This window comes from Hymenobacter sedentarius, from assembly GCF_001507645.1.
GTDB classification, from domain to species: Bacteria; Bacteroidota; Bacteroidia; order Cytophagales; family Hymenobacteraceae; genus Hymenobacter; species Hymenobacter sedentarius.
On record NZ_CP013909.1, the window covers coordinates 737,556 to 753,536 of the forward strand.

Consider the following 15,981-nt stretch of genomic DNA (forward strand, 5'->3'; position numbering starts at 1 on the left):
CTACTACGCAAGTATTTGGCAGAGCTGGTAAAGGCACGATTGGTGGAGCGTTACGCTCACCGGGGCCACGCCCGCTTACGCCTGACCTTATCTGGGGTAGGTGCCGTTGCACAATATCAGCGGCAGCTGTTGGGTGGGGCCAGACAGTACGAGCGCAAACAGTTAATTGAGTAGGCCGACGCAATGGGGTATGGGTTTACTCCCTTGCTATCTCTTATCCGAGCGCATTGGACGGTATGGACGAGAAGGCAATTGTTTACGTCTACTCTGTAAATTTATTTTTACCAGTAAAACAACACAATGCAACATACATATAACGAACACGCACGCGCACGCTTCTATATGTACTATCAATACAGTGAAACTTGCATTATAGGCATGTAGGTTTGTAGGACTTTAATACAAGCATTGAACAAGGGGTACGGCTATTGCGTTTCTAGGCTGAAATAGCCTAGATTTGTTTCGTCCCTAACCCTCAAATTCCCATGTCAGCCCAAGTCCTCAAGCTAACCGGTGTAGTTGAGCCAACAGATATGCCTAATGTATTTATTGGATACATTAAGGAAATCAGTGGCATTATCACGCAAGGCGGCTCTAGAGAAGAAGTATATGCAGACCTAGAAGAAATTACGGGATATATGCTAGAATACAAGCGTGAGGAAGCGTTAGCTTTATTAGCAGAGCAAACTCACAAGCCCGCACCTTCTGTTAAGCGTATGGCCGAAGTGCCTTACGAAATTGCCCATGCTGCTCTAGCCTAACTAATGAAGCTAGATAGATTTTTGGCATACCTGGATTATCGCGACTGTTTTCCGGAGCAAACTCATCAGACTTTTTCGATATTTAGAAGTCGAGAAACCGGCCAGACTGTTTCTGTTATAACTAAATCACCGGAGATTCACGCTAATAATGTTGTGCAAGCTTGTAGAGCGTTAGGCATTCCCTCACCCGATGTTGATAATATAAAAGAGGTAGAGCGCAGACTTGCCATAATCTGGCCCCAATAGTTAGGAACCCCGTTAATAGCGGGTTTTTTATTATATATACCCAAGCGAGGAAAATTGCACTGAGGGTACGCAGATTGCCCTACCATCACTGCTGAGAGAGGCCACGCCAAGTGGGAAAGTGAATCTCTTAAAGTGGGTACCCATCCTGCGAAGGCCACAGCCACTACTAGTCAATTTGTACATTACATGATACCCCAATACAATGCTGCTGGGGAATCAGAAGCTGCCTGCAACCCGGCCGTAGCCGTTGCCCACTTCATAAAGGCCGCCTGGTAAATTACTTCACTGCGAATCGCCCCGGCTCACCAGCCGGGGTTTTTCTATGCACTTATCCGTAATGTATTAATATACTTATATATTAGTAACGAGGTTATATCCGCCTTACCAAACTCATGAATAGAATAATAGGAAACAGTCTGAAAGCGTTAGGGCTATGTATTGGCTTAGCGTCTTGTGGACACAGCACTGCCTCAACGCCAGTTGGAAAGAAGCTCAAAGACCCTAACGCTGGCAAACACCGGTTAGCCCAACATGACCCAAGAGGTTGGCAGACGTACCCGATAATTGTCCTAATTGCTACCAAGCATGGCATTGGGATTGACACGGCTGGGCAGTTAGTCCGAAACTTTGAAGGGCGTTTTACTGGCTACGGCCATAACACATTTCAATCAGGAGTGGAGGCTATGCTACCCACGCCCTACAATGGTTATGAGGAAAACACCTCATCTATGAATGATGACTCAGCTTTTTTTAAAACGCAAGGCAAGCAGTTCGGTTTGTCTCCTGCTTTGGTTGCTAGCATCATAGCTGACTTCTATCTGATAGGAGGAAGCAATCGCACCTACCCTGAACCTTCGTAATAATGAGTAATTTGTTGAAGCGCGCCTTAATTGCGTTGGGCATTTTGTGGAGTTGTACCCTATTATTTATGATGCGTCAGCTTAGCCAAAATGGCCGCTATCAAACCGCTTACGGGGGGATAATATTGGATACAAGAACGGGAGCAACCTACAGGATTAACGGGGGTGTAAATTCACCTATGCCGTCAGATGAGTTAAGCGCACCTATACCCTCAGGAGATGAATAAAACCCCGATGCGCCATACAACAGGGCTTTACGCATATGATTGAGACGCTTGGAAAAGCCGGCTATCTCAATTTAAAAGATTAGGCCGTGTACCCCTACGTGTACCCTTGATAAAAGAAAAGGCCGTTCCCATATTGGAAACGGCCTTTTAGGTAGCGGGGACTGGACTCGAACCAGTGACCTTTGGGTTATGAGCCCAACGAGCTACCAACTGCTCCACCCCGCACTGTTTGTGATACAAAGGTAAGCAAACTTTCGGGTTAAGCCACAAAAAATGTCTTTTTAGCGGCGTAGCAGGGGTTAAGGGGTGGTTGTCAGGCAGAAAAAACGCGTCGCCACTAAGCAGCAAGCTGGGATAGGACGTATAGACTTGGGCTTATACACCACTTTTCCGCGCCGCTGCTATGATACCACTCCCCTTAACTACGCCGCGCACGGCCCGCTATTTGAGCTTGGGCGAGTCCGGGCCTGCCATTGAGCACGTGTGGGTATGCCTGCACGGCCACGACCAGCCCGTGGGCGATTTGGCCGACCAGCTCCGCAACCTCGACACGCCGGAGCGCCTGTTGGTGCTACCTGAAGCGTTGAGCCGTTTTGAATTGCCCGCAGCCGAGGGAGAAGAACCGCGCACCGGCGCTGCCTGGTTTGCCCCTGACTCGCTGCTTCCGGACTTCGACGACCTGAGCGCTTACCTCGATGCCCTCACCAATGAGGTGCTAGCGGCCTGCCCGCCGGATACGCCGCTCACGGTGCTCGGCTACGGCCACGGGGCAGCCGCGGCCTGCCGCTGGCTAGCGGGCAATGGCGTCGAATACATCCGGTTGATTCTGTCTGCGCCCGTGTTTCCGGCGGGGATTGACCGGCGGGCCACCCTGGTGGCCCTGCCCGAGCGGCCGGTGCTGGTGGTGAGCACCACTACCGATACGTACACGCCGGAAGCGGCCGGCGAAGGCCTGATGCAGGATTTGCTGGATGTGGGCCTGAGCGCCCAGCAACGCCTCGTCGATGCCGGGCCGCTGCCGCTGGCTGCCTTGGGCGCTAGCGGCGAAGCCTAGCCGGCTGGCCGTAGCGCAGGCAACCAGCTCAATTTCATAGGGAGGCAAACCGTAAATTATGCGGGGCAGTTTTTTGCGTACCGTTGCCCTCCTAAACGTGCTTCGCCAGGGGCCGCGGAGCCGAAACGTACCGGAATCGGTTTTTGAAGCGGTCGATGGGAGCTTCTACGAAATGCCAGGATGCCGCGCTGAGCAGGAGCACCGCTGGCCCGAGTACGCACAGGAGGAGCCAGGGCGCCATGAGCGTGGCCCGCCCCGCGGCGTCGGGCACGAAGTGGTATACCAGCCGCTGCCAAAACACCAGCAGCGGCAAGTGGCAGAGGTAAATGCCGTAGCTGCGCTGGCCCACCCACTGCGTAGCCGCATGGCCCAAGCCCAGGCGACGGCCGGCCGCGGGCACGCACAGCAGCCAGCCAATCGTGAGAAAGTCGGCAATCGCCAACCAGGTGCCTTGGCCCAAGGCCCAGAACTGAGCTCCGGGCCCCGAGGGGTGCCACCGGTTCAAAGCAGCCCAACCCAGCCACGCCAGCAGCACATACCGCCCCCGGGCCAGCCGCGCTAGCCAGGGCTGGTACTGCGCCAGTTGGAGCACGGCGCCCAGCCCAAACAAATCCAGATTGGCGGGCAGCAGCATGTGCACCATGTTTGGGCTCACCCACAACGACCACAGCACCCGGAACCCCCAGCCCACGGCAACCATCGCCAGCAGCAGCTTTAGCCGACGGCCCAAGACGCCCAGCAGCCAGGGCCACAGCAGGTAAAACTGGATTTCGACGGCAATGGTCCAGAAGTGGCCCACGCCGTCGCCCCAGCCCCCAAAGCGGTACACCAAAAAATTGGCCCCCGGCAGCACGTACCAGCTAGGGTACTCGCGCACCATGGCCAGCGGCAGCACCGCACAGCCGGCCAACACCAGGTAGTAAGACGGCAGGATGCGCAGTGCCCGCCGCAGGTAGAAGGTGCCCACCCGGTGCCACCAGGGCCCGGGCGCTCCCGCGTAGGCTTTGTATTTCCAGATAATGCCCGACACCAGGTAGCCGCTGAGCACAAAGAACAAGCTCGGGCCCAGCTCGCCCAGCGGAAACGGCGGCTCTAGCCAATGCTGCACCAGCACAATGCCCACGGCCACGGCCCGCAGGCCGTTGAGTTCGGGGTGGTACGGGAGGGCGGTAGGTGGCGGAGCAGGCATGAAAGAGGCAGAACCCTGGAGCGGGGCCGCAAAATACGCGGGGCGCCTGCTGCGCCACCCGCGCCCGCCGCCGCGGATATAATGTGGGGCTGGACTCGTCCTTTTTTCTACTGACCTTTGACCGGCTGCTGGTGACGGCGGCGCCTTTGTATTTGCCTTCTTGCCATGTCCGAAAAACGTCCTCCCGCTCTTGGTTTCATCTTCGTCACGATTCTGATTGACGTCATTGGGCTGGGCATCATCATTCCGGTGGTACCCAAGCTCATTCAGCAGCTCACGGGCGAGGGGTTGAGCCGGGCCTCGGAGTATTCGGGCTGGCTCACGTTTGCCTACGCCAGCGCGCAGTTTTGCTTTGCGCCGGTGATTGGCGGGCTCAGCGACAAGCTGGGGCGGCGGCCGGTGCTGCTGGCGGCGCTCTTGGGCCTGGGGCTCGACTACATCTTTCTAAGCTTTGCCCCTACCCTGGCGTGGCTGTTTGTGGGCCGCGTGATTGCGGGCATCACGGGGGCGAGCTTCACCACGGCCACAGCCTACATTGCCGACATCAGCACGCCCGAGAAGCGGGCCCAGAACTTTGGGCTGGTGGGCGCCGCGTTCGGCATTGGCTTCATTATTGGGCCGGCGGTGGGCGGGCTGCTGGCCGACTTTGGCTCGCGGGTGCCGTTTATGGTGGCGGCCGGGCTGAGTTTGTGCAATTTTTTTTACGGCTATTTTGTGCTGCCTGAGTCGCTGGCGCCCGACAAGCGGCGGCCGTTTGAGTGGCGGCGGGCCAATCCGGTGGCCTCGCTGCTGCGGCTGGGGCACTACCCGGCGGTGTTGGGCCTGGTGGCCGCGCTGGTGCTGATTTACCTGGCCGGCTCGGCCACGCAGTCGGTCTGGACGTTTTATACCATGCTCAAGTTTGGCTGGACCGAGAAGCTGGTGGGCATCTCGCTGGCGGTAATTGGGCTGTTTTCTGGCCTGGTGCAGGGCGGGCTGGTGCGCGTGGCCATCCCGCGGCTGGGTGCGGCCCGGGCCATTGTGGTGGGGCTGCTGTGCTATGCGCTGGGCTTTGTGCTGTTTGCGTTTGCCTCAAAGGGGTGGCTTATGCTGGTTTTCCTGGCCCCCTACTGTCTGGGAGGCATTTCAGGGCCAGCCTTGCAAGGCACCATCTCGGGCCAGGTGCCGGCCAACGAGCAGGGCGAATTGCAGGGCTCGCTCACCAGCCTCATCAGCGCCACAGGCGTGGTGGGGCCGCTGCTGATGACGTATTTGTTTGCGTTTTTCACGCGGCCCACGGCGCCGGTGCAGTTTCCGGGCGCGCCGTTTTTGCTGGGTGCGGTGCTGGCACTGGCCAGCGTGGGGCTGGCCGTGCGCTCGCTCCGCAAGCACCCGCCCGTAGCAGCCAGTGCGCCCCCTGCCGAAGCTATTCCGGCGCACTAGTCGCCCAAATTGAGCCGGCGTAGTACTTTGGCAGCGGTTGCGGCCCGAGCCGCTTCGTTTGCCATCCCCCGCCCTTCCGCATGATTCCTACCCCGCCCTTGCCGCTGCTACAGCTTACGCCCCGCCCCGATTTGGGCATTTTAATGGGGCGCTGGGGGTTCCAGCCCGGCCCGGCCCAATTGCCGGCCGCTTACGAAGAGCTAGCCCGGGTGGGGCTGCGTGAAAAGTGCTGCTTTTGGCTGCAGGACATCCGCCGCCGCACCCTAAACGACCCGCAGACTACGCAGTGGCTGCTCACCGATTTCTTCCCCGACATGGCCGCCCAGCTGGGGGCGCGGCTCTGCGTGGCCTACCTGGTGGGCCCCGACCTGCACCAGCAAATTGTGACCGGCCCGGCCTTCGCGCCTATCGATTCATATACAGGCCAGCCCTTCGTGGTCGGGTTCTTCGGCGACGAAGGCGAAGCCATCAGCTGGCTGACAGCTCAGCAAGAAGCCGCACATCCATAACCGGCCGCCGTTAGGCAACCAAAAATATTTTCTACAAAAAGGCCTTTCCAGCAACGGACAGGCCTTTTTATTTCAGCCAGTAAAAAATTATAGGGAAATGGCTTTCATAATTACGAAATAATCGTAGATTTACGAAATAATCGTAAAAGCAAGACCCTTCCGCTTATGGAACGCCTCACCCAATCCGAAGAAGACGCCATGTATGTGCTCTGGCAAAGCAACGGCGGCTTTATCAAAGAAGTGCTGGAACGCCTGCCCGAGCCGCGCCCGCCCTACACCACGCTGGCCTCCACGGTGCGCAACCTGGAACGCAAGGGTTACGTGCGGGCCGAAAAGCTGGGCAACTCCTTCCGCTTCGTGCCGGTGGTATCGGCCGATGATTACCAGCGAAGCTCGCTGGGCACGCTGGTGCAGCAGCATTTCCGAAACTCCTACAAAGACCTGGTGTCGTTTTTCGCGCAGGACAACAAAGTCAGCGCGGCTGATTTGCAGGAGATTATCAAGCTCATCGAAAGCAAAAAAGCCGAGTAGCCATGTCCTCTACCGTGCTCTACCTACTGAAGGCCAATGTGGCGCTGCTGGTGTTTGCGCCGGCGTATTTTGGGCTGCTGCGCCGGCTCACTTTTTTCTCGCTGAACCGCTTTTATCTGCTGTTCACCCTGCTTTTTTCCGCGGCGTATCCGTTGCTGCCCCTGCCAGCGCTATTTCCCGCCGGAGCGGCTTTGCCAGCAGCTTTTGTGCTGGTAGAAACATCTGCCGCTCACAGCGCCATGGTCGCGGGCCCAGTGGCGCCCGCTGTCGACTGGGGAGCGGTGGGGCTGTTGCTCTACGCCGGCGGCGCGGCGGTGCTGCTGGGCCGGCTGCTGGTGCAGCTGCTGTCGCTGTGGCAGTTGCGGCGCACTTCACACCCTTCGGTAGTGCTGGGCCAGCCCATCCGGGCGCTGGCGGGCGTGGTCAGCCCGTTTTCCTTCTGGCGCACCATTTACCTCAACCCGCGGCAGCACCCCGGCGCCGAGCTGGCGGCCGTGCTGCGCCACGAGCAGGTGCACGCGCGCCAGTGGCACACGCTCGACGTGCTGCTGGCCCAGGTAGCCCAGGCCCTGGCCTGGTGCAACCCCGCGGCCTGGCTGCTGCGCCGGGCCCTGCTCGACAACCTCGAATACCTCGCCGACCACGCCGCCCTGCAAACCGGCCTCGACCGCCAGGCCTACCAATACAGCCTGCTATGCCTCAGCCAAGGCGTGGCCGGGCCTTCCCTCGTCTCCCATTTCACATTTCCAACCCTCAAAAACCGTGTTATCATGATGAATTCTCCTGCTTCCGCATTGGGCCAGACCGGGCGCTACCTGCTGGCTTTGCCGCTGGCGGTGGGCCTGGCCGTGGGTGTGGGCGCGGCGCTGTCACCCGCTGCGGCCGCGCCTGCCACCCAAACCGCCGCGCCCGGCCCAGCCGTGTACTACCTCGATGGCAAGCTGAGCGACAAGGCGGCAGTGTACGCCCTCGACCAGAAAAGTATTGCCTACATCCATATGCTGGACGAAAAGCAGGCCCGCCAGGCGTTTGGCGCAGCCAGTGGGGCGGTGGCCATTGTAGTAACCACGGCCAACCAGAATTCGGCCGCCGTGCTGGCGCTCAACGAGAAAGTGGATAAAGTCGCCCCTTTCATGCCGGCTACGCCTGAGCAAAAAGCTGCTATCGCCGCCGCTCAGGCCTACCTGCTCAAGAATTACCCCAATGCCAAGCTGCAGTTCATTGGCCCCGACTCCAAAGCCGATGCGGCCGCACCCCGCTACCGCGCCCAGTTTCAAGATGGCGGCCAAACCAAGCAGCAGTATTTCGATGCACAAGGCCAGCCCGTAGGAACTGCCAGTACGTCTCCGAATCGCAGATAACTCACTAGGTCCGGCCGCTCCTCATTAATGTTGTAGTGGGGCCGAGCGGGGCGTGCAAACCAACCTGCGCGGCTAGCAATACCTGGCGCCAAGCCAGCAATTGAGCTAAACTAAAAAGGGGCCGTGCGCTATGCACGGCCCCTTAATTTTGTACTCTTGGTATTAAATCCGCACAAAACCCGAAAAGCGGTTGCATTCTGGCTCCGCACGAACTTTATACTCGCTGTTTAGCGCGAGGTCGATTCTCTCTGGCGCTGGCTGCCGCCTTGGTTGCCGCCTTTCTGCCCGTTGCCTTGGTCATTGCCTTGCTGCACCTGTACGTCGGTGGCTTGCTGGCCCATGCGCTCGGACAGCTGGCCGCTGGGCTGGCCTCCCGCCTGTGCACCCTGTATCTGAATCTTGTGGCGCATGGTTTTCTCCTCGTCTTTGGGCACCGTCACGTGCAGCACGCCGTCCTCAAAGGTGGCCTGAATCTGGCGGGGCTCAATGGTGTCGGGCAGCTGGAAGGAACGCTGGAACGTGCCATAGGAGCTTTCCACGATGTGGTAGCGCCGGTCGTTTTGCTCGTTTTTGAACTGGCGCTCGCCGGAGATGGTAAGGCGGCCCTGCTGAAAATCGACCTTGACGTCATCGCGCTTCAAACCGGGCAGGGCCACGTCAATCTGATAGCCCTTGTCGGTTTCGTAAGCATCTACTTGGGGCGAAAACGCATTGACCCGGCCGCGGCCCGCCACAGAGTCCTGAAAGAACCGGTCGAGCATGGTCGAAAAACTCTGCGGCATAAGGTCGCCGAAAGAGTCCTGATACTTTTGAATAGCCATGGTATAGTTGAGTTAAGGGTGGAAAAAGATAAGAACTAATCGCCCTCACGGGCAGTGTATTTTACTATTCTGCCAACCATGTTGTTTCACAAAAAAGGCCTTATACTGAACCGTAAAGGCACTTTTTTTCTAATTCAACCCCCACTCAAACGACACGTTGGGCCCTTCCCCAAATTAAGGTGCGCCCCTTCCCGCCCTCGCTGCCCGGCCGTAGCAATTGGCTCAAGTAAAGTGCGGGGCAAGCCGCGGCAGCGCCCGGCGATTCTGAGCTGCGCACTAACCAAAAAAGGCGTCGTGGCCCTGGCTAATAGCCAGGGCCACGACGCCTTTGCCAGGGCGCGGCCCGCGCTAGGATTCCATAACGCGGCTCTGGCGGTTGATGGATTCCAGGTGCACGGCGGCCAGGTACTGCTCCACAAATTCGGGCGTGAGGCCCACCGACTTGCCTTGGCGCAGGGCGCGCTCCAGCACCTCGTTCCAGCGGGCAGTTTGCAGGATGGTGATGTCGTTTTCCTTTTTGTACTGCCCAATTTTCTCTGCTACGCCCATGCGGCGCCCCAGCAGCTGCATGATTTCGGCGTCGAGCTGGTTGATTTGCTCGCGGAAACTGGCCAGCGCGGTCAGGAATTCGCGCTGGTCGGTGGTTTCGTGGCGCCACACCAGGCCCTCAATCAGGTCGCGCAGTACTTCGGGGGTGATTTGCTGCTTGGCGTCGCTCCAGGCCGCGTCGGGGTTTTGGTGCGACTCAATCATGTTGCCGTCGAAGCCCAGGTTGAGGGCTTGTTGAGCTACGGCAAACAGGGTGTCGCGCCGGCCGCAGATGTGGCTGGGGTCGCAGAGCAGGGGCATTTCGGGCATCCGGCGCTTCATTTCGATGGGCAGGTGCCACATCGGCGCGTTGCGAAAATCGGTGTTACCGTAGCTGGAAAATCCGCGGTGAATGAGGCCCACGTGCTCCAGGCCAGCCTTCTGGAGCCGCTCCACGGCGCCCACCCACAGCTCCAGCTCCGGATGGATGGGGTTTTTGACAAGCACCGGCACGTCCACGCCGCGCAGGGCGTTGGCAATTTCCTGCACCGAAAACGGGTTGCCGGTGGTGCGGGCGCCCACCCACAGAATGTCGATGCCGAAAGCCAGGCAGTCTTCCACGTGCTTGGCGGTAGCCACTTCCACGGCCGTGGGCAGGCCGGTGAGCTCGCTGGCTTTTTTCAGCCAAGGCAGACCCTTGGTGCCCACGCCCTCGAACATGCCGGGCTTGGTGCGCGGCTTCCAGATGCCGGCGCGCAGGGCTTGCACCTTGCCGGTGGCCGCCAGGCGCTGGCAGGTGTCGAGCACCTGCTCTTCGGTTTCGGCCGAGCACGGGCCCGAGATAAGAAACGGCTTGTCGTCGGGCTGGCGGTTGAACAGCGCGGATTTCATTGTGGGTACCATAATGGTTGGGGTTGTTATTTTTTGTTTTTAGTTATTAGGTCGTCATGCTGAGCGCAGCCGAAGCATCTCGCCCGCTTCGTTGCAAACAGCATTGGGTAGTATTGCGGTAGAGATGCTTCGGCTGCGCTCAGCATGACGTTCTTTTTATTGTTCCTGAGACCAATCAAGGCAGGATTTTGCGGATGTGGTTTGCTTGCTGAATCTGTTCGGTTAGGCCGGCGTAGTCTTCCCGCTCGAGTAGGTCACGCAGGTGCTGCAATTGGTGCAAATGCTCGTCGAGCACATCGAGCACGTTGAGCCGGTTTTGGCGGAAGATGGGCACCCACGTGGCGGGCGAGCTTTTGGCCAGCCGCACCGTGGATTCGAAGCCGCCGCTCGCCAAGTCGAAAATACGCTGCTCTTCTTTCTCCTTCTCCAACACCGTGAGTGCCAAAGCGAACGAGGTAATGTGCGAGATGTGCGACACGTAGGCCGTGTGCAGGTCGTGGGCCGTGGCGTCGAGGTAAAGCAGGCGCATGGGCAGCGCGTGAAACAGCTGCTCCACCACGCGCACGGCATCGGGGTCGCTCATGTCGGTATCGCAGAGCACGACGGTTTTGCCTTCAAACAGGCCCGCTACTGCGGCTTCGGGCCCCGAGTGCTCGGTGCCAGCCATGGGGTGCACGGCCACAAAGCGGCCCCGTTTGGGGTGGTCGGCCACGGCTGCCAGCAGCGCCTGCTTGGTCGAGCCAACGTCGATAATTACCTGCTGCGCGGTAGCGGCATCCAGCACGGGCGGCAGCACGCTCACCATGGCATCCATGGGCACGGCCACCACCACCAAATCGGCCTGCTGCACGGCAGCGGCCAGGTCCGTAACGATTTCATCGACCAAACCCAATTCCATAGCGCGGCGGGCGTGCGCGGGGTTCTCCTCCACGCCGATGAGGCGTTGCGCCAAGCCGTGGTGGCGCAGGCTGATGGCGAGCGAGCCGCCGATAAGGCCGAGACCGATGATGGTGACGTTCATGGTTTTGGGATATTCGTTATTCATTGTTAGAAGCCCATCATGCTGAGCGCAGTCGAAGCATCTCTACCGCTTCGTTGTGCTAACTATTAATTACTTGCGTGGTAGAGATGCTTCGGCAGGCTCAGCATGACGTTTATTCATCAGTTCTACCCGTTCCAGCGCCTCTCGCAGCACGGCTTCGGGCTGGCATAGGCTGGCGCGCACATAGCCTAGACCGTTGCTGCCGAAAATGCCGCCGGGCGTGAGGAAAACCCGGGCCTCGGCCAGCACCGCGTCGCTGAAGGCGTAGCCGTCGGCAAAGCCCGCGGGCACGGCGGCCCAAATAAACAGCCCAACCTGGCCCGGCGCGGGCGCGCAGCCCAGGGCCCGCAGCAGCTCCACTACCAGCTCGCGGCGGGCGCGGTAGGTGGCGTTAAGGGACTCAAACCAGTCGGCACCCAGCGCCAGAGCAGCCACGGCGGCCTGCTGCACCGGCAGGAACATGCCCGAGTCCATGTTGCTTTTGAAGCGCAGCACGTCGGCCAGCAAATCGGCCCGGCCCACCAGCATGCCCACGCGCCAGCCCGCCAGGTTGTGCGATTTGCTCAGCGAATTCAGCTCAAGCGCCACCTCGCGGGCGCCAGGCACCGCGAGCAAGCTGATGGGTGGCGTTTCGTTCAGAACGAAACCATACGGATTGTCGTGCACCAGCAGAATGTGGTGCTCCCGGGCAAACGCCACCAAGCGGGTGAGAAACGACAGGTCGGCGGCCGTACCGGTGGGCATGTGGGGGTAGTTCACCAGCATGAGCTTCACCCGCGAGAGGTCGGTGGCGGCCAGCGCGTCCAGGTCGGGCAGCCAGCCGGTGTTGGCGCTCAGGTCGTACTCGCGCACCTCGGCCCCACAGATTTCGGCCACAGCGCGGTAGGTCGGGTAGCCGGGGTTCGGGATGAGCACCGCGTCGCCGGCTTCCAGAAACGTCATGGCCACGTGCATCAGGCCTTCTTTGGAGCCCAGCAGCGGCAGCACTTCGGTGGCAGGGTCCAGGGCTACGCCGTAGTGCCGCTGGTAGAAGTCGGCCATGGCGCCGCGCAGGGCCGGCGTGCCCTGGTAGCCCTGGTAGCCGTGGGCGTTGGGCAGGGCGGCGGTGGCAGTGAGGGCCGCCGTCACGCTGGGGTGCGGCGGCAAATCGGGACTGCCGATGCCGAGGTTGATGATGTTGGCGCCGGCGGCGTTGAGAGCGGCCAGCTCGCGCAGTTTGCGCGAGAAGTAGTATTCGCCGGTCTGGGCCAGGCGGCTGGCAGTGGAAATCTGCATGGGAGACTGCGGGGTGTTCATGCTGCTTTGGGGGACGTGGCCGCGCTGGCGTCGGCAGTGGCGATTTCGGTGGTGTTCCAGTGGCCGCGGCGGTAGGCGCCCAGCACCCGCAGCTCCTCCGTGACGGGGGCCAGGTCGTGGAGCAGAGCGTTGAGCTGCGCCAGCTCGTCGAACTCCACATCGGCGTGAAAGCCGTAGTGCCAGGGCTGGCCTGGGCGCGGGCACGACTGCAGCTTGCTCAGGTTGAGGCCGTGGGCGGCCACCCGGGTGAGCACCTGGGCCAGGCTGCCCGGCGCGTGGGGCGCATGGAAATACAGCGAGGCTTTGTCGGCCAGGGGGTCTTTTTGAGCGGTTTCGGCGCGCTCCAGCACCAGAAAGCGGGTGTAGTTGTGCGGGTCGTCGTGAATGGCGGGGGCCAGGATGTTGAGCCCGAACTGCTCGGCGGCCTGGGCGCCGGCCACCACGGCCACGCCGGGGGTGCGGTGCTCGGCCAGGAGCTGGGCGCTGTGGCCGGTGTCGTCGGTTTCCACCAGCTTCCAGTGCGGGTGGCCGTCCAGAAACTCGCCGCATTGGCGCAGGGCCATGGGGTGCGAGTGCACGGCCTGCACGTCGGCCAGGGTGGTGCCGAGCAGGGCCAGCAGGTGCTGGTGAATGGGCAGGTACACCTCGCCGGTAACGCGCACCGCCGTCCGCTCCAGCAGCAGGTAGTTGGGCAGAATGCTGCCCGCCAGCGAGTTCTCCATGGCCATAAGGCCGGCCTCGGCCGAGCCGTTGACCACATGGGCCACCACGGCGGCAAACGTGGCGCAGGGCAGCAGGTCCGGCTTCGCCCCGAAATACTGGCGGGCGGCCACTTCGTGAAAACTTCCTTTGAACCCCTGGATGGACACGTGCTTAGGCATGGCAATTCTGAAAAAACGAGCAATAAAAAAGGCCTCCGTTGTGCGGGGCCCTGGGGATGTTGGTAGTAGTGTGATGGTTGACACTAGCAACAGAGGGCCCGCTTCTCTTTAAAAAAGAAGTAATAGCCGTAATAAAAAAAGACCTGTTGCGTAGGGAGCATCTGCGAATGAGCATTAAAAAAGCGCCTTCTCGGTGAACGAGCGGCGCTGGTAGTGTTTGCGGGGTGGCTACAAACGGCGGCTCGTTCTACGCGGTGGCGCAGAAGTAATAATAGCCAAAAAAGAAGCGCGTCTGGAGCATGGGGAAGTGAATACGGCGGCAAGATAGGCACGGGCGGGAGAATTGCAAGAGTAATGTGCAAACTGCATATTATGCCCAATAGCCGGTCATGCAGAGCGCGAAAGGCGCCGCCGATAACCTAAGACGCAAGAATCGAGTTTAGCCCACTTATCCTTCGCAGTTATTTTATCCCCTTCCATGGTCACTCTTTTTGAACCCCTTGCCCTGCGCGGCGTCACCCTGAAAAACCGCATTGTGGTGTCGCCCATGTGCCAATACAGCAGTGTGGACGGCTTTGCCACCGACTGGCACCTCGTGCACCTGGGGAGCCGCGCCGTGGGCGGCGCGGGCCTCATCATTTCCGAGGCGGCGGCCGTCTCGCCCGAAGGCCGCATCAGCCCCGACGACTTGGGCATTTGGAAAGACGAGCACCTGCACATGCTCACGCGCATCACGGCTTTCCTGAAAAGCCAGGGCAGCGTGCCCGGCATTCAGCTGGCCCATGCCGGCCGCAAAGCCAGCACCTACAGCCCCTGGAAAGGCGAAGGCCACGTACCCGAAAGTGAAGGCGGCTGGCAGCCCGTGGGCCCCAGTGCCCTGGCATTTGCCCCCACTTACGGCACGCCGCACGCCCTCGATGGGCCCGGCCTGCAAAAGGTCATCGCCGATTTTCGGGCGGCGGCGGAGCGCGCACTGGCCGCCGGCTTCGAGGTGATTGAGCTGCACGCGGCGCACGGCTACCTGCTGCACGAGTTTCTGTCGCCGCTCAGCAACCACCGCACCGACGAGTACGGCGGCACGTTCGAGAACCGCATCCGGCTGCTGCTTGAGGTGGTGGCGGCCACCCGCGAAGTGTGGCCCGCTGAGCTGCCGCTCATCGTGCGCATTTCGGTGACGGACTGGACCGAAGGCGGCTGGAATGCCGACGAATCGGTGCAGCTCGCGGCCATGCTCAAGGTGCGGGGCGTGGACATGATAGACTGCTCGACGGGCGGCAACGTGCCCAAGGCGCCCATTCCAGTAGGCCCCGGCTACCAGGTGCAATTCGCCGAGCGCATCAAGCAGGAAACGGGCATGCTAACCGGGGCCGTGGGCCTGATTACCACCCCCGCCGAGGCCGAGGCCATTCTGACCAACGGGCAAGCCGATGTGGTGCTGCTGGCCCGCGAATTTTTGCGCGAGCCCTACTTCCCCTTGTTCGCCGCCCACGACCTGGGCGTTGAGATGCCGTGGCCGGTGCAATACGAGCGCGCCAAGCCGCGAGCTCACGTGGCCGCCGGGCCGCGGTAGGGGTTACTCCAGATAAACCTGCCGGTGCTGTTGTGTATCGAAGCCTCGCACTCGGGGAACCTCACCCCCGGCCCCTCTCCAAAAGAGAGGGGAGCCTGACGCTAAGCAACAGAAATCCCCAGCTCAATATTGAGCTGGGGATTTCTGTTTTCAGGAGTTGAGCTGGTTCTTGTGCCGTGGCTCCCCTCTCTTTTGGAGAGGGGCCGGGGGTGAGGTTCCGGGCTGGAGCAGTTTTTCTTACTTACCGCTCTGCACTACCCGCGCCGTGACCAGCAGCTGGCCCAGGTGGCGGGAGGTGTGCTCGGCGGAGTGCACCAGCAGGCCCAGTACAGTGGAAGGAATCTGGGCCCGGCCCACACCACGGGGCTGGGTCAGGCTGGCTTCGGCGGTGGTCTGGAGTTGAGCTAAAGCTTTATCTACCTGCATAGTGAAGCGGCTCACCAATTGCGTTACCGAGTCGGCCTGAATGGGCAGCGGCGGGGTTTCGGCGGCTAAGGCGGCTAGCTGGGTGGCGCTCAAGGCCTCGTCGCGGGCGTAGGTAAACAGCCGGTCGAGCACGCCGGAGAGGTGCTGCAGGTGGAAGCCGACGGAGGCCAGGCCGGCCGGCCGCTCGTTGAGCAGCGCGGCCGGGAAGGTGCGCATGGCGGCGGTGAGCTCTTCGCGGGCTTGCAGCAGGGCGTGCGCCACGGGCTGCAGCAGTGGGGGCACGTTGGGCAGGGGGCCGCGCAGCCATACTTCCAGGGTTTCGGGGTTGGGCATAATGGGAAAAGGGAAACTATGGGTAAGGCGTGA

Annotated in this window: 15 protein-coding genes and 1 tRNA gene; 8 read left to right on the forward strand and 8 right to left on the reverse strand. The window is 60.6% G+C overall.

Features of this window, described 5'->3' with window-relative positions; all coding sequences use genetic code 11:
* The first annotated feature begins 485 nt into the window (after positions 1–485).
* Complete coding sequence (locus AUC43_RS03075; protein WP_068189824.1) at positions 486–761, forward strand: hypothetical protein; 276 nt, start codon at positions 486–488, stop codon at positions 759–761.
* 638 nt (positions 762–1,399) lie between these two features.
* The gene (locus tag AUC43_RS20785; protein WP_157780903.1) at positions 1,400–1,867 is read left to right on the forward strand and encodes a hypothetical protein; all 468 of its coding nucleotides are present in this window, start codon (positions 1,400–1,402) and stop codon (positions 1,865–1,867) included.
* A gap of 379 nt (positions 1,868–2,246) precedes the next feature.
* Here the strand turns inward: AUC43_RS20785 and AUC43_RS03080 are convergent.
* Positions 2,247–2,319 (reverse strand) — tRNA-Met (locus tag AUC43_RS03080).
* Positions 2,320–2,497: 178 nt separating this feature from the next.
* On the opposite strand from AUC43_RS03080, the gene AUC43_RS03085 reads away from it, so the two are divergent.
* Complete coding sequence (locus AUC43_RS03085) at positions 2,498–3,148, forward strand: alpha/beta hydrolase (protein WP_157780904.1); 651 nt, start codon at positions 2,498–2,500, stop codon at positions 3,146–3,148.
* 91 nt (positions 3,149–3,239) lie between these two features.
* On the opposite strand, the gene AUC43_RS03090 is transcribed toward AUC43_RS03085, so the two are convergent.
* Complete coding sequence (locus AUC43_RS03090; protein WP_068189830.1) at positions 3,240–4,337, reverse strand: acyltransferase family protein; 1,098 nt, start codon at positions 4,335–4,337, stop codon at positions 3,240–3,242.
* Between the two features lie 165 nt (positions 4,338–4,502).
* On the opposite strand from AUC43_RS03090, the gene AUC43_RS03095 reads away from it, so the two are divergent.
* The 4 genes from AUC43_RS03095 (at position 4,503) to AUC43_RS03110 (ending at position 8,160) form a co-directional block, all read left to right on the forward strand.
* Positions 4,503–5,759, forward strand: a complete 1,257-nt coding sequence (locus AUC43_RS03095) for a TCR/Tet family MFS transporter (protein WP_068189833.1) — start codon at positions 4,503–4,505, stop codon at positions 5,757–5,759.
* Positions 5,760–5,839: 80 nt separating this feature from the next.
* The gene (locus tag AUC43_RS03100) at positions 5,840–6,268 is read left to right on the forward strand and encodes a hypothetical protein (RefSeq protein WP_068189836.1); all 429 of its coding nucleotides are present in this window, start codon (positions 5,840–5,842) and stop codon (positions 6,266–6,268) included.
* A 165-nt stretch (positions 6,269–6,433) separates the two neighbouring features.
* Complete coding sequence (locus AUC43_RS03105; protein ID WP_068189839.1) at positions 6,434–6,799, forward strand: BlaI/MecI/CopY family transcriptional regulator; 366 nt, start codon at positions 6,434–6,436, stop codon at positions 6,797–6,799.
* Positions 6,800–6,801: 2 nt separating this feature from the next.
* On the forward strand, positions 6,802–8,160 hold the full coding sequence (locus AUC43_RS03110; protein WP_068189842.1) for a M56 family metallopeptidase: 1,359 nt from the start codon (positions 6,802–6,804) through the stop codon (positions 8,158–8,160).
* A 227-nt stretch (positions 8,161–8,387) separates the two neighbouring features.
* On the opposite strand, the gene AUC43_RS03115 is transcribed toward AUC43_RS03110, so the two are convergent.
* From AUC43_RS03115 to AUC43_RS03135, 5 genes are all read right to left on the reverse strand, one after another.
* On the reverse strand, positions 8,388–8,981 hold the full coding sequence (locus AUC43_RS03115) for an Hsp20/alpha crystallin family protein (protein ID WP_071885802.1): 594 nt from the start codon (positions 8,979–8,981) through the stop codon (positions 8,388–8,390).
* A gap of 348 nt (positions 8,982–9,329) precedes the next feature.
* Positions 9,330–10,400 carry a chorismate mutase gene (locus AUC43_RS03120; RefSeq protein ID WP_099092869.1) on the reverse strand — a complete coding sequence of 357 codons (1,071 nt, stop codon included), beginning with the start codon at positions 10,398–10,400 and terminating at the stop codon, positions 9,330–9,332.
* A gap of 175 nt (positions 10,401–10,575) precedes the next feature.
* Complete coding sequence (locus tag AUC43_RS03125; RefSeq protein ID WP_233254097.1) at positions 10,576–11,445, reverse strand: prephenate dehydrogenase; 870 nt, start codon at positions 11,443–11,445, stop codon at positions 10,576–10,578.
* Between the two features lie 66 nt (positions 11,446–11,511).
* Positions 11,512–12,717 carry a pyridoxal phosphate-dependent aminotransferase gene (locus AUC43_RS03130; protein ID WP_068198139.1) on the reverse strand — a complete coding sequence of 402 codons (1,206 nt, stop codon included), beginning with the start codon at positions 12,715–12,717 and terminating at the stop codon, positions 11,512–11,514.
* 17 nt (positions 12,718–12,734) lie between these two features.
* Positions 12,735–13,619: a prephenate dehydratase gene (locus AUC43_RS03135; RefSeq protein WP_082684872.1), complete on the reverse strand. Its 885-nt coding sequence runs from the start codon at positions 13,617–13,619 to the stop codon at positions 12,735–12,737.
* A 478-nt stretch (positions 13,620–14,097) separates the two neighbouring features.
* On the opposite strand from AUC43_RS03135, the gene AUC43_RS03140 reads away from it, so the two are divergent.
* A complete protein-coding gene (locus AUC43_RS03140) occupies positions 14,098–15,189 on the forward strand; it encodes an NADH:flavin oxidoreductase/NADH oxidase (protein WP_068189848.1) in 1,092 nt (363 codons plus the stop codon).
* Positions 15,190–15,426: 237 nt separating this feature from the next.
* Here the strand turns inward: AUC43_RS03140 and AUC43_RS03145 are convergent, their stop codons facing one another.
* Positions 15,427–15,948 carry a DinB family protein gene (locus tag AUC43_RS03145; protein ID WP_068189851.1) on the reverse strand — a complete coding sequence of 174 codons (522 nt, stop codon included), beginning with the start codon at positions 15,946–15,948 and terminating at the stop codon, positions 15,427–15,429.
* Positions 15,949–15,981: the final 33 nt, after the last annotated feature.

What these genes read in the sequence shown, in the direction of transcription:
- AUC43_RS03075 (WP_068189824.1), top strand. Translation starts at nt 486, where the DNA reads ATGTCAGCCCAAGTCCTCAAGCTAACCGGTGTAGTTGAGCCAACAGAT.
- AUC43_RS03120 (WP_099092869.1), bottom strand. Translation starts at nt 10,400, where the DNA reads ATGAAATCCGCGCTGTTCAACCGCCAGCCCGACGACAAGCCGTTTCTT.
- AUC43_RS03115 (WP_071885802.1), bottom strand. Translation starts at nt 8,981, where the DNA reads ATGGCTATTCAAAAGTATCAGGACTCTTTCGGCGACCTTATGCCGCAG.
- AUC43_RS20785 (WP_157780903.1), top strand. Translation starts at nt 1,400, where the DNA reads ATGAATAGAATAATAGGAAACAGTCTGAAAGCGTTAGGGCTATGTATT.
- AUC43_RS03085 (WP_157780904.1), top strand. Translation starts at nt 2,498, where the DNA reads ATGATACCACTCCCCTTAACTACGCCGCGCACGGCCCGCTATTTGAGC.
- AUC43_RS03130 (WP_068198139.1), bottom strand. Translation starts at nt 12,717, where the DNA reads ATGCAGATTTCCACTGCCAGCCGCCTGGCCCAGACCGGCGAATACTAC.
- AUC43_RS03090 (WP_068189830.1), bottom strand. Translation starts at nt 4,337, where the DNA reads ATGCCTGCTCCGCCACCTACCGCCCTCCCGTACCACCCCGAACTCAAC.
- AUC43_RS03125 (WP_233254097.1), bottom strand. Translation starts at nt 11,445, where the DNA reads ATGAATAACGAATATCCCAAAACCATGAACGTCACCATCATCGGTCTC.
- AUC43_RS03095 (WP_068189833.1), top strand. Translation starts at nt 4,503, where the DNA reads ATGTCCGAAAAACGTCCTCCCGCTCTTGGTTTCATCTTCGTCACGATT.
- AUC43_RS03145 (WP_068189851.1), bottom strand. Translation starts at nt 15,948, where the DNA reads ATGCCCAACCCCGAAACCCTGGAAGTATGGCTGCGCGGCCCCCTGCCC.
- AUC43_RS03110 (WP_068189842.1), top strand. Translation starts at nt 6,802, where the DNA reads ATGTCCTCTACCGTGCTCTACCTACTGAAGGCCAATGTGGCGCTGCTG.
- AUC43_RS03100 (WP_068189836.1), top strand. Translation starts at nt 5,840, where the DNA reads ATGATTCCTACCCCGCCCTTGCCGCTGCTACAGCTTACGCCCCGCCCC.
- AUC43_RS03140 (WP_068189848.1), top strand. Translation starts at nt 14,098, where the DNA reads ATGGTCACTCTTTTTGAACCCCTTGCCCTGCGCGGCGTCACCCTGAAA.
- AUC43_RS03105 (WP_068189839.1), top strand. Translation starts at nt 6,434, where the DNA reads ATGGAACGCCTCACCCAATCCGAAGAAGACGCCATGTATGTGCTCTGG.
- AUC43_RS03135 (WP_082684872.1), bottom strand. Translation starts at nt 13,619, where the DNA reads ATGCCTAAGCACGTGTCCATCCAGGGGTTCAAAGGAAGTTTTCACGAA.